Source organism: Hungatella effluvii (assembly GCF_003201875.1).
GTDB lineage: Bacteria > Bacillota > Clostridia > Lachnospirales > Lachnospiraceae > Hungatella > Hungatella effluvii.
Window position 1 is genome coordinate 174908 of sequence record NZ_QJKD01000009.1, and the last position, 13674, is coordinate 188581.

Below are 13674 nucleotides of genomic sequence, written 5' to 3' on the forward strand. Positions count from 1 at the left end.
GATATGAAATGGGGGAGAAAAAATGCGAAAGATAGAAACATGGCTTGGGAGTATGAATATACGGAAAAAGCTGATTGCTGCTTACCTGCTGTTCGGTGTTCTGCCGCTTGTCATGATAACAATATATACGTATCACAATACCAGGGACTATCTTCTTGAACGAACCCAGAAAGATATGACAGCCAGTTTAAAGCAGCTTACTTACGGAATCAGGGAAACGGTAAACGGTTATTATGCCATTATGGATCAACTGTATATAAACAGAGAACTGCTGAATTATCTGAATACAAACTATGAAAACCAGAGCTATGAAGGACTGTTTTATTACACCGAAGGGTTGTTTCGCAACATTATGGCTCTGTATCCTGATATTCTGAGCATATCCATATACAGTACGAATGAGACGATTCCTGAGGATTCCTACTATTTTTACCATCTGAAGGAGGGGCAGGAGCCTGAATGGTATCAGGAGGTCCAGAAGCCGGGACGGACCATGGTCCATGAAGAATCTTTGATTTTTCTTACAAAGCTGAATTTATACGAGACAGCAGGAAATACCCATATCATAAAAATTGAGGTATCGGAACATGCTGTTTATCAGCTTCTGATGAATACCAGTCCCGGCACTGCGCAGCTCGTGACAGATACCGCCGGTGTTGTCGTTTCCCGGTATGGGGAGGAAGGAATCGCAAATCCGGTTACGTATCCAGGGCCGCTCATGGCTGTATCAGAGGAGATTAAAGATTTCGGAACAGCGATTGTGCTGGCAGATAAAAAGAGTCTTCTGCGGGAGATACGCAGGAGCGCCATAGTCATATTTTTTCGCTGTTTTGTGATATCCGGAATTGCATTTATCTGCATGTACGCTTATATTACCTGTTTTTTCAGAAAACGTGTAGAATGTGTCAGAGAGGGAATCGGAACCATCGGCAGCGGGGACTTAAGTCACAGGCTTCCGGCTCTGGGAACGGACGAAATAGGAGAGATTGCGGGATGGGTGAATGGTCTGGCTGAGCGGTTGGAGCTTGTGATCGCGGCATCTTATAAAAAGGAACTGGAGATAAAACGGATGGAGCTGGAGCTGCTTCAGGAGCAGATAAATCCTCATTTTCTTTACAATTCCCTGGCCATGCTGTCTGCACTGGCAATTCAGCACGGGGAGGAAAACGTTAGTGATATGGCCTGCAGCCTTTCGGATTTTTATCGGATTTCCTTAAATCATGGGAAGAAGACCCTGCAGATCGGGGAAGAAATAGACTTGTTGAAAAGCTATTTAAAGGTCCAGAATGCCCGGTTTAGAGATATGGTACGTATGGAATTTGAGATAGAGGAGGAGCTGCTCACCTGCGAAACGTTAAAATTAATCTTACAGCCGGTTGTAGAAAATGCGATTCGTCACGGAAGGGAAAGGGATCAGGAATTACTGGTAATTCTGCTGCGTGTATTTTTGCAGAACGATCATATCTTTTTTGAAATTATAGATGATGGAAACGGTATGCATCCTGAGGAAGTGTGGAAGATACATGAAGATCTGAAAAATGGAACAGGCGGTTTTGGCCTTCGGAATGTAAATGCGCGTATCAGACAATCCTATGGAGAGGAGTATGGGCTGTCTCTGGAAAGTGAGTATGAATTTGGTACAAAAGTGACAATAGAGATTCCTTTTATAAAAATGCGGGGATAGTGCTATGATAAAAAGGTGGTTTTGCATTGCAGGTTTTATGATTCTTATCGCAGTCTGTGCCGGGTGTGGAATAACGCGGCATGAAAGCAGTTCCGTTAAAAATCAGGAAGACATGGAGCCGGTTATTACTGTATTTGATAAGTCGTCAGGAAACAGCCGGTTTGATGACAAAATTGCTCTGGAAATCCAGAAAAGAACAGGGGTACGGATTGAATTGATCAATCCGACGGAAGCGCCTTCTCAAAAAGCCCGGCTGATGCTTGCTAACAGGGATTACCCTGATATTGTGATTACAGATCTGGCTGCTGGAAACACAGCAGGTATCATGGCTGACAAATACGCAGAAGCCGGTGCGTTAATCCTTTTGGAGGTGCATATTGAAACAATGGGACCTGACATTATGTCCATGTACGGGGATACATTGGAAGACTTAAGGCATGAGGATGGACATATCTATTACCTTACCAGCTGGTATGGGGAAAATTTAGAGCCGGTAGCCGGATTTCAGATTCGTTACGATATTTTAAAAGAACTGGCCGGACAGGAGCGGGCGGACAGCAGCGAGGCATTTACACAAAAGGAGATAACAGAACTGCTTCGTTCCTTCCATCAACGGTACCCGGAGATCGATGGCCAGGCCTCCATCCCTTTTACTTTTAACCAGGAGAATTCCGGCCGGACTCTCTACGGGATGTTTGGATTAAAATATTACCATGAGACAGACGAAGGTGAAATTCAGACCATTTATAAAGCGCCGGAATATTTACCCATGCTGCTCTTTTTAAATCAACTGTACAGAGAAGAGCTTCTGGATAAGGACTGGCTCGTTAATAAAGCACAGAGCTATGAAGAAAAGCTGAAATCCGGCAGAGTATTCATGACGGCAGGCGCGTATTGGGATATGGATTCCATTAATGTGGTATTAAAAGAAAAGTATGGCGGGGATGCGCAGTTTTACAGCTATAAAGTTCTTGGTGACGGCATAAAAGACGGAGAGACTGCTTATAATGGCAGGAATTCTCTGGGCTGGGACTGTATCGGCATAACAGACAATTGTGAGAATGTGGAAGCAGCTATGAAGGTGCTTAACTTTTTGGCCAGTGAGGAAGGGCAGTATCTGACCTTGTGGGGGATCGAGGGAGAAGACTGGGACCAGGTAGATGGAAAACGCGTACCCAGAAAAGAAATCCTGGATTCATTTGAGGTAAATATAGAAAAAACACGGGACGAAACAGGCATCCGGAAATGGACATGGATGACGAAAAATGGGAATGGGTCAGATGGTTCCCCCTATGATATGGCAACGAAGCTGCGGTTATCGGAATCAGCCAGAAGAGCGTATACAAACTTGTCAGGAGATTACTGGGATACAGCCCCTTATGCGGGAATCGCTCCGGAGGCGGGGACGGCAGAGGCAGCTATCCAACAGGAAATCACGGCTATAGGCCAAAACGCCTGTTATCTGGCTGTGTGTGCCAAAACTCCGGAAGAGTCAGAACGGATTTACGCCGATATGCTGGCCGACATGGAGAAAGCGGGAGTAGACCGGCTGGAACAGGTCATGAATGAACGATACCGGAATAAAAAATAATATGAATAATAAAATCGGACAGCAGGATGAGTTCTGCTGTCTTTTTATTTGCGCTTCGGCGCGCGAGTCGGGCTTTCCAGACTCTCTGCTCTTTAAACATTATTGTAAAAAAGTGATATGGATTGGTGAAAAGTGATATAAAAAAACACTTCACTTGAAAAAGTAGTTAAAAAATCCACATAATAAACAATAAAATCCAATGTAATATTGGAGGATATTTAGATACAATGTCAAATGAACAACGAAATTAGGGGAAATGGTATAACGTATTGACTAAAAAGGAGGTTACTATGAAAAAGAAATTTATGAAAAGAGCCATGGTGGCTGGCTTATGTGCGGCGATGACGACGACATCACTGTCGCCTGCCTGTGCGTCAGTGGATCTGGAAAGCGGGCAGAGCACGCGGGAAGAACAGCCAGCACCGGTCAGAAGGAAAGCCTCGGATTCCAATGCGAACAGGAAGGCATCTTCTTCAAACGCTGCCGATAAGGCTTCACCTTCCGATGCGAAAGCATGGCTGATGAGAAATTCAGCTACTCCGCCAGCGTACTTAAGCAGTATGGAGTTCACCGGAAGCCAGGCGGGCTACGGCAAATGGACGATGGACAAGGATTTTGATACGAATAAACCCATCGAGTTAAAACTGTCGGAAGACAGCACAACGATATTTGAAAAGGGAATGACAGCTAATGCTGAGGCATGGATCACCTATGACGTGAGCGAATATGGCGGAAAGATATTTTTTGCATATGCTGGAGTACACTATGGCCAGATCTCGGCTCCCAGCGGCAGCGGCGACTGTGACTTTAAAGTGGAGATTGACGGCGTCACAAAATGGGAATCATCAAAAGTTTTAAGTGCTGCTGATATTGCGGAAAAGGCAGTCGTGGAGATTCCGGAAGGTGCAAAAGAATTAAAGCTTTGGATTGGCAAGGGCGGCGATGACGGGAAATACGATCACGGTGTCTGGGCCAAGGCAAGCATTGTGGAAAATAAAGCTATGCTGAAAGCGATGGAAACTCTGAGCGTTAACGCACCTTCCTATCTGGAGGTAGGGGCAGAGGGGAAAATGACGGTGCGCGGCAAGCTGTTTGATGAGACGGAAGCCAGATTCGGCGAAGATATTATCGTCAGCTGTGAAAGCGATAATGAGGACATAGCCACAGTTGATGGCGAAGGCGGATCCTGGAAGGTAAACGGGATCGGAGACGGAATTGCTGTCATTACAGTAACCGCCGTCAATGAAAACACAGGTGAGTATCTGGAGCAGAGTGTAGAGATACTGGTTGGAGAGGATGAAGAAAATACAAGAAGCGTGGAATCACCAAACGGCGAGCATAAGCTTCTCTTCACTTTAACGCCCGCAGGCAAGCTTCAGTACCGTGTTGTAACCGATGCAAACGAGGAGATGAATGTCATGGCTGCCGGCGTTACAGCCGGTCTGGATACGAATCTGGGGGACTTTTCCAATGATCTGGAATGGGCGGACGAGTCTGTGAAGACTTCGGAGGTTACCGATTCCTATGAGTTACTGGGAGCGAAAAAGTCTCATGTGGAAGCTGCCGGTAATGAGATGGTATTATCGTTTAAAAAGAAAGAACCTGCAAAAGGTGCGGAGGATGTTACATTTCGTGTCATTGCGAGAGCGTATGACGACGGTGTCGCCTTCCGTTACCAGATCTCGGCAGAGGAGAAAAAGAAGCTGACCATCAGCGAGGAAAAGACTGCGTTTGTACTTCCGGATGAAGCCGTTTCCCAGGCCATGGAATTTGTGAATCATAACGAAGCAAGGGAAAAGGAGAAGACCAACAGCCAGCTGACCGGAGCTTACTGTATGCCCCTTCTGTACGAGTCAAACGGTACGTACGGCCTGATATCCGAGGCGGCTCTTTCCCAGGAATATGCTGGTGCGGCATTCTATGGCGATGGAACCGGAAAGCTGGATGTCCGATTCTCCTCAGGTGATCTAAAACCAACTACAAAAGTAGAAACCTCCACATCCGTGCAGGATCCATGGGCTGAGGGAGAGGAACATCCATGGGAATCGCCCTGGAGATTTGTTGTTATGGGAGATTTAAATACGATCAACAGTAATACCATGGCAGAGACTCTTAGTCCTGAAGCGGTGATTGACACTGACTGGATCGAACCGGGGGCATGCGCATGGACATGGCTGAACGGTGAAGGTACCAGCAGCTTTGATACATACAAGAAATATGTAGATCTGGCGGCAGAAATGGGCTGGGAGTATGTGCTTTTGGATGAAGGCTGGCAGCCTAAAGTGGATTCGGGCGGCTACGTATACAAAGGCTACTTTGACTGGTTTGATGATCTGATGGAGTACGCAGATGAGAAAGGTGTCGGTGTTTTCGTCTGGGCCAACAATGCTGATTTGAATACACCGGAGAAACAGGAAGTAATCAGCGAGTGGGCAGCAAAGGGCGTCAAGGGCGTGAAACCGGATTTCTTTAATTCACACAGCCAGGAACAGATGAAGATCTATATGCAGCTGATACAGAAAACAGCGGAAAACCACATGATCCTGAATATTCACGGCGCGCCTAAGGCTACAGGTGAGAGAAGAACCTATCCGCATCTGCTTACGAGAGAGGGAATCCATGGAGCGGAGCAGATTCTGTTTGATTCTGCAGGTGTAACGGCAAGACATAACTGTATGCTTCCATTCGTAAGGAATGCAGTGGGACCGGCTGATTATACGCCTATGCTTTCTGTCGATAAGCATAACAGCCCGTACGGCGGCGGAAATACCTACTCCTACCAGGGCCATTATACAGCCGGACAGATGGCAGCCATGCCGGTAATCATTGAAACAGGTATTAACTGTATGGCAGACAGAGCGGACATCTATTTGAACTCTGCAACACGACCGCTGTATGAGCGTATGCCGGCGGCATGGGACAACAGCAGCGTGCTGGATGCAGATCTTGGCAGCTACGTTGTGATTGAGAGGGAAACCTCTGACGGCAGATGGTATATCGGCGTGATTAACGATGAAGCAAGACAGGCAGATTTAGATATGAGCTTCCTTCCGGAGGACGGGGAATTCTACGCTTATATTGTAGAGGATGGCAATGGGCCGGATGTTTTAACAATCCGCACCGAGAAAGTAACGAGTGAGGATATGATCTCACTGGAGTTAAAAGAAGCGGGCGGAGCTTTGATCATGATACAGAGTGAAGCGCTGTCGGAAGTTACAGAGATTACCCTGAATAAGGAACTGGTGGAACTGACGATGGGAAAGACCGAGACTCTGACTGCATCGGTGGCACCTGATGACGCGAAGATCAAGAATGTGATATGGGAGAGCAGCGATGAGAAGGTTGTCAAGGTTGAAAAAGGAAGATTAACTCCTGTTGGAATCGGCATTGCAACCGTGAAGGCATCCTGCGGAAGCGCAGCGGCCGTCTGTGAAGTGAGGGTGTATCCGGATGAGTACTTGAAGCTGGACAGATGGGAAGTTATAAATGAAGATCTGGAGTACTGGACACTGAACAGTGAAAATGTCCTGACCGTTACCACTCAGTCCGGCGGAATCTACACGAACAGTAAAAATACTGCGAATAACGAGTTTATGATTAAAGCAGACCGTGATTTTGAAGCTTCCGTAAAGCTGACATTTGCACCGGAGGCAGACTATCAGGCCGCAGGCCTCCTGATTCTGGGAGATGAAAGTCCGTCCAGCAGCCACAAGGCCGAGTCCTATGCGGGACTGTGGAGGAGATACCACAGCAGCTTTGGCGGAAATGTGCTGAATATGGTAAATTACAACGGAAAGCTGGGTGAGGATGATCAAAAGGCGGATCATGCGGTAAATGATCCGATATGGCTGAAGCTGGTGAAGGACGGCAATACGATAACTTCTTATACCAGTGAGGATGGAATCACCTGGGAACAGTTGGGAACAGGGGAAAATGTCAAGCTAAACGGTGCAGAGATTATTAAGGTTGGCGTATATGCCGGTAATGACCAGCCTTCGGGTAAACCTCAGGCTCCCAACAGTCCGGCGGTATTTGAGAATTTCACCTATAAAGTGAAGGAAAGTGAAGCGGAGATCATTCCATTCGGGCAAAAATCCTTACTGGAGGTGATGGGCGTTAAGCTGGAGACAGAAGGCAGGACAGAGTATGCGTTAGGTGATGAATTTGATCCATCCGGCTACACATTTACTGCATATTACACAGACGGGACGAGCGAAGAGATTTCCGGTAATGATTGTGAGGTAACCGGTTTTGATTCTCTTGAAATCGGTGTTAAGGAAGTTCAGTTTACCTATCAGGGCAAGTCTGTAACTGTGGAAGTCAATGTGATTTCAGATGAGGAACCGGAGCCGGAGCCGGAGCCAGATCCGACAGATCCGGCAGAAGAGGCCAGGGAAAAACTGAAAGCGGCGATCGACCGGCTGAAAGAGGAACTGTCTGCATTAAACAGCAAAGATTATACGCAGGAATCCTGGGATAAACTGCAAGCAGCTCTTAAGCAGGCCGAGGCAGTGGCTGAAGATGAGGATGCGGCACAGCAGAAGATTGAACGTATGATGAAAGACTTGGCGGATGCGAGAAACGGTTTGGAAAAAACACCAGAGCCGGAGCCAGAGCCGACACCAGAGCCGACACCAGATTCCGGATCGAGCAGTGACAGCGGTTCTGACAGTTCATATACGCCTGCAGTAAGCAGTCCTGGTGTGAACGCAGTTACGGGAACATGGACTATGACGCAGAATGGAGCGTGGCAGTTTACTTCCGGAGGGCAGCAGTATAAAAATGAATGGGCGGCAGTCACCATTCCGAATGCAGATGCCTCCAAGGGACAGGAGACGTATGCCTGGTACCGGTTTGACGAAAATGGCTATATGATTACCGGCTGGTTTACAGATACGGACGGCGCCAAATATTATTTCCAGGAAGAAGTCAATGGTTCAGAGGGACGCATGATGACCGGATGGGTACAGGTTAAAGATGCGGACGGCAGCATGAAGTGGTATTACTTTAATCCTGTGTCTGATGGAACAAGAGGAAAAATGCTGGTTAATACCACCACACCCGACGGTTACAGGGTGGATGAAAACGGCGTGTGGGTTCAGTAGTTCTATCAAATATTTTATATGTGAAAAGGCGTGAAGAGAATATCTTTACGTCTTTTCTTTTAGCCTGTTTCCTGTAAAATAAATGATACCGCAGTTCTTACAGGCACTTCTGCTTTTTGCAGGAAGCCGAACATGCTTCTGCTTTTTCTTGTAGAAAATCTTCGATTATGGTATACTATGAAGACTTAGTGAGGTATACCACGAACTTATCGGGGTTTGACTCTGATGGAAGCGGAGGTTTCAATCATGACATGGATTTTATGGCTTTTGGCGGCTGCCTGTGTCATATACTATGTAGTTATCGTCATTTATTCGGGTTTTACCACTTCATTTTCCTTTATTTGGATGGTATTTGCGGCTGCCTGCCTTTTACTGGCGCTGGGCTGGGAATATTATATGAAGCATAAGGACCGGGTGCCGCTCTGGCTGCCCGTGTCGGTTATTACATTCTGCTGTACGGGTATTCTGGTGTTTTCCATGGTGGAGATCCTGATCTTTACAGGAGTGGCCAGCCGGGACACCTCGAATCTCGATTATCTCATTGTGCTTGGAGCCAGAGTAAAAGAAGACGGGCTCAGCAAATCGTTAAAGAGCCGTCTCGATAAAGCAATCGAGTATCTGGAGGAGAATCCGGGAACCGTACTCGTACTTTCCGGCGGTCAGGGCGAGGATGAACCGGTTACCGAGGCGTCTGCGATGCGGGACTATCTCGTATTTAACGGCGTGAGAGAGCAGCAGATGATCCTGGAGACACGTTCTTTCAGTACAGTGGAGAACATTGCCTACAGCAGGATCGCCATCGAGGAAGATCAGGCGAAGCGCAAAGCGCGCCGCGCCAGATCCGACATCACGATGGAACCTGGAACCTACGAGGAAATTCCGGATAAACCCATAAGAATCGGCGTTCTGACCAGCGATTTCCATGTGTTCCGAGCGGAACAGATCGCAAAGAAATGGGGGATTCCGGATATTTATGGAATTTCCAGTGAATCAGATCCGGTGCTGCTGGTGCATTTCTGTGTGCGGGAATGTGCTGCGATCTTAAAAGATAAACTGGTAGGCAATATGTAGGCAGAGAAGAAAAAGAAGATGGATGATAGACGGGCGAAGGCACAGGACTGCCGCAGGCGGGGATAATTCCCCGCTGTTTTGCTACAGTAAGGTGTGCGGTACGCCCGTCATTTTAGACAATTAGGATGGTAAAATATGGAAATCGGTCAGCGTATCATCCTATTTCATTCTGTTGTAGAACCGCCCCACTTGTGGTATGCTATATTAGACTGGAAAAGTAAAGTTCCGTTCTTCTTTTACACATTATAATGAAATCGCCAGAGAATGGGCAAGATGGTAAGAAAGAGAAAATGTTAAGGAAGGAATAAAGAATATATGAGACAGTTAGAGAATTTGACAGCCTATGAGGTTGTGGAAGAAAAACAGCTGGATGAGATGAAAGCCACGGGAACCGTGCTGCGCCATAAGAAAAGCGGAGCGCGAATTTTTGCTGTATCGTGTGACGATGAGAATAAGGTATTTTCCATCGGATTCCGCACGCCGCCGGAGGACAGTACCGGCGTGGCGCATATACTGGAACACAGCACTCTATGCGGTTCCGAAAAGTTCCCGGTAAAGGATCCGTTTGTGGAACTGGTAAAAGGCTCCTTAAACACATTTTTAAACGCCATGACGTATCCTGATAAGACTGTTTATCCTGTGGCGAGCTGCAACGAAAAGGACTTCCAGAACCTGATGGATGTCTATATGGACGCTGTTTTTAATCCCAATATTTATAACGAACCGAAGATATTCATGCAGGAGGGCTGGCACTATGAGCTGGAGAGCCAGGAAGCGGATTTAATCTACAACGGCGTCGTCTATAATGAAATGAAGGGCGCGTTTTCCTCCCCGGAGGAGGTTCTGGACCGTTATACGAGAAAGGTTCTGTTTCCGGATAACTGCTATGGGCAGGAATCCGGCGGAGATCCCGCGTTTATCCCGGACTTGACATATGAGCAGTTTCTGAATTTTCATAAGAGATATTACCATCCCTCCAACAGCTATATCTATCTGTATGGAGACATGGATATGGCGGAGAAGCTGGAATGGCTGAATGACCAGTATCTCTCCAAATACGATACCGCAAAGATCGATTCGGGGATTCTGCCGCAGGAACCGTTTGACCGGCCGGTGGAAGAAGAGACTCATTATTCCATCACCGACGGAGAATCCGAGGAGCAGGCCACCTATCTTTCCATCAATACCGTGGTTGGCAATGATTTAGACCCGCAGCTTTATGTAGCGTTCCAGGTTCTGGAATACACCCTGTTGGATGCTCCGGGAGCACCGCTTAAGCAGGCGCTCATCGATGCGGGAATCGGACAGGATATTCTTGGCGGATATCAAAACGGAATCCTTCAGCCCTATTTTTCCATTATCGCAAAGAATGCGGATAAGGAGCAGAAAGGGGAATTCCTGGCCGTAGTAAAGGGAACGCTCCGCAGGCTGGCGGATCAGGGAATCAACAAAAAGAGCTTAAAGGCCGGGCTGAATTTCTATGAATTCCGCTACCGTGAGGCAGATTACGGTTCCGCGCCCAAAGGACTGATGTATGGCCTTCAGTGTATGGACAGCTGGCTGTACGACGGAGATCCGATGATGCACCTGACCTATCAGAAGACCTTCGATTACCTGAAAAATGTGGTGGACGACGGCTATTTTGAGCAGCTGATCCGCGATTATCTGCTGGATAATCCGTTTGAAGCTGTTCTCGTGGTAAGCCCGGAGAAGAACCTGACAGCGAAGGAAGACGAGAAGACTGCCGGACGTCTGGCCGCCTACAAGGCCTCGCTTTCTGAGGAGGAGATCAATGCTCTCGTGGAGCAGACCAAAGCGCTTCGGGAATACCAGGAAGCACCGTCTTCTCAGGAGGAATTAAAGAAGATTCCCATGCTCTCCAGAGAGGATATCGGCAGGGAGCCGGAGGAGATTATCTGGGAAGAGAAGGAAGTCGAAGGCGTGAAGGTGATTCATCATGAGATGTTTACCTCAGGCATCGGCTATTTGAAGCTGCTGTTTGACACCTCCCGGGTGCCAAAAGAAGACTTGTGTTATGTGGGCCTGCTGAAATCTGTTCTGGGCTTTGTAGATACGGAGCACTATACGTATGGGGATCTGACGAGTGAGATCCATTTGAACAGCGGCGGCATTAATTTTAGTGTCACATCCTATCCGAACTTAAAGAACAGCGCTGATTTTAAAGGCGTGTTTACCGCCAGCATCAGAGTGCTGTATGATAAGCTGGACTTCGGCTTCTCCATTCTCGGTGAGATCCTGAAAAATTCCATTCTGGACGACGAGAAACGGCTGGGAGAGGTGATCAGTGAGACCAGATCCAGAGGCAGGATGAAGCTGGAGGGAGCATGCCATTCGGCGGCTGTAGCCAGAGCAACCTCCTATTTTTCTCCGACCTCCTATTATAATGACAACACAGGCGGAATCGGGTATTACCAGTTCTTAGAGCAGATAGACAGAGATTATGCAGACCATAAGAATGAGATCATTGCCAGGTTAAAACAGGTGATGGAGCGCCTTTTCACCGTTAAAAACCTGCTGGTCAGCTATACGGCCGATGAGGAGGGCTTCCGGCGGCTGCCGGCGGCGCTGCGGACATTAAAGGAAATACTCCCGGAAGGCAGCGGCGAGACGTATCCGTTTGCGTTTCCGGACGGAAACCGGAATGAGGGATTTAAGACGGCCTCCCAGGTTAATTACGTGGCCAGGTGCGGAACCTTTGCGGGAAGCGGCTTCTCCTATACGGGCGCGCTGCGTATTTTAAAGGTTATCTTGAGCTATGACTATCTGTGGATCAATTTAAGGGTCAAGGGCGGTGCCTACGGCTGCATGAGCGGCTTCGGACGTTCGGGGGAAGGGTATTTAACCTCCTACCGTGATCCGAACTTAAGAGAGACGAATGAGATCTACGAGGGAATCGTGGAATATCTGAAGAATTTTGATGTGGATGACCGTGACATGACGAAGTATGTCATTGGCACCATCAGCGACATGGATGTGCCGTATCCGCCTTCCACGAAGGGAAGCCGCGGATTGTCTGCATACCTTTCCGGTGTGGATGATGCCATGATGCAGCAGGAGAGAGACGAGATTTTAAATGCGACAAAGGAAGATATCCGGGCGCTCGCGCCGATCGTTAAAGCGGTTCTTTCAACAGGAAGCCTATGTGTGATCGGCAATGAGGAAAAGATAGAGGCAAATAAGGCGATGTTCCATGAAATAGAGACCTTATTCCACTCATAAAAAGTTACAGAAAAGGCCGCACCATAGAAAAACGAAAATTGACATCTATCACGAAGGAGAATGAATGGATAAGAATTATAAATCAGGTTTTGTAACGTTGATCGGACGTCCCAATGTGGGAAAATCCACACTGATGAACCATCTGATCGGCCAGAAGATCGCCATCACGTCAGATAAGCCCCAGACCACCAGAAACCGTATTCAGACCGTCTATACGGACGAGAGGGGACAGATCATCTTTCTGGACACTCCGGGAATCCACAAGGCAAAGAATAAGCTTGGCGAGTATATGGTGAGTGTGGCGGAGCATACCCTGAAGGAAGTGGATGTGGTGCTGTGGCTGGTGGAGCCGACCACGTTTATCGGAGCGGGAGAGCGCCATATCGCGGAGCAGCTTCAGAACGTGAAGACACCGGTGATCCTGGTTATCAACAAGACCGACACCATAAAGAATCAGGAGGAGATCCTGGAGTTTATCTCTGCCTACAAGGATGTATGCAGCTTTGCGGAGATCGTTCCGGTGTCGGCGCTGAAGGATAAAAACACGGATCTGATGCTGGATTTAATCTACAAGTATCTGCCCTCCGGACCTCAGTACTACGATGAGGACACCGTTACGGACCAGCCCATGCGCCAGATCGCAGCGGAGCTGATCCGTGAAAAAGCGCTGAGGCTGCTGAGCGACGAGATTCCCCACGGAATCGCCGTCACCATCGAGAAGATGACAGAGCGGAAAAACGGCATGATGGACATTGAGGCCACGATTATCTGTGAGCGCGACTCCCACAAGGGAATCATCATCGGCAAGGGAGGCGCCATGCTAAAGAGAATCGGCAGCGCGGCGCGCCGGGAGATCGAGGGTCTGATGGACACCCAGGTGAACTTACAGATCTGGGTCAAGGTACGGAAGGAATGGCGTGACAGCGAACTGTATATGAAAAACTACGGATACAATGGAAAAGAAATTTAGAAACGGGTGATCG

General features: G+C 47.9%; 6 protein-coding genes. All 6 read left to right on the forward strand.

Annotated elements, in window-relative coordinates; genetic code table 11:
- Positions 1-22 precede the first annotated feature (22 nt).
- The 6 genes from DFR60_RS17675 (at position 23) to era (ending at position 13661) form a co-directional block, all read left to right on the forward strand.
- The gene (locus tag DFR60_RS17675) at positions 23-1684 is read left to right on the forward strand and encodes a sensor histidine kinase (RefSeq protein ID WP_110324072.1); all 1662 of its coding nucleotides are present in this window, start codon (positions 23-25) and stop codon (positions 1682-1684) included.
- Positions 1685-1688: 4 nt separating this feature from the next.
- Positions 1689-3275 carry a type 2 periplasmic-binding domain-containing protein gene (locus DFR60_RS17680; protein ID WP_110324073.1) on the forward strand — a complete coding sequence of 529 codons (1587 nt, stop codon included), beginning with the start codon at positions 1689-1691 and terminating at the stop codon, positions 3273-3275.
- A 290-nt stretch (positions 3276-3565) separates the two neighbouring features.
- Positions 3566-8380, forward strand: a complete 4815-nt coding sequence (locus DFR60_RS17685) for a glycoside hydrolase family 97 N-terminal domain-containing protein (protein WP_110324074.1) — start codon at positions 3566-3568, stop codon at positions 8378-8380.
- A gap of 246 nt (positions 8381-8626) precedes the next feature.
- Positions 8627-9451 (forward strand): YdcF family protein, encoded by an 825-nt coding sequence (locus tag DFR60_RS17690; protein WP_110324075.1) that lies wholly within the window; start codon positions 8627-8629, stop codon positions 9449-9451.
- 315 nt (positions 9452-9766) lie between these two features.
- Positions 9767-12691, forward strand: coding sequence for an insulinase family protein (locus tag DFR60_RS17695; RefSeq protein WP_110324076.1), 2925 nt, complete (start codon positions 9767-9769; stop codon positions 12689-12691).
- 64 nt (positions 12692-12755) lie between these two features.
- Positions 12756-13661, forward strand: a complete 906-nt coding sequence (era, locus tag DFR60_RS17700; RefSeq protein WP_110324077.1) for a GTPase Era — start codon at positions 12756-12758, stop codon at positions 13659-13661.
- Positions 13662-13674 lie beyond the last annotated feature (13 nt).

Coding starts and splice junctions, on each gene's coding strand:
- DFR60_RS17690 (WP_110324075.1), top strand. CDS start 8,627: ATGACATGGATTTTATGGCTTTTGGCGGCTGCCTGTGTCATATACTAT.
- DFR60_RS17680 (WP_110324073.1), top strand. CDS start 1,689: ATGATAAAAAGGTGGTTTTGCATTGCAGGTTTTATGATTCTTATCGCA.
- era (WP_110324077.1), top strand. CDS start 12,756: ATGGATAAGAATTATAAATCAGGTTTTGTAACGTTGATCGGACGTCCC.
- DFR60_RS17695 (WP_110324076.1), top strand. CDS start 9,767: ATGAGACAGTTAGAGAATTTGACAGCCTATGAGGTTGTGGAAGAAAAA.
- DFR60_RS17675 (WP_110324072.1), top strand. CDS start 23: ATGCGAAAGATAGAAACATGGCTTGGGAGTATGAATATACGGAAAAAG.
- DFR60_RS17685 (WP_110324074.1), top strand. CDS start 3,566: ATGAAAAAGAAATTTATGAAAAGAGCCATGGTGGCTGGCTTATGTGCG.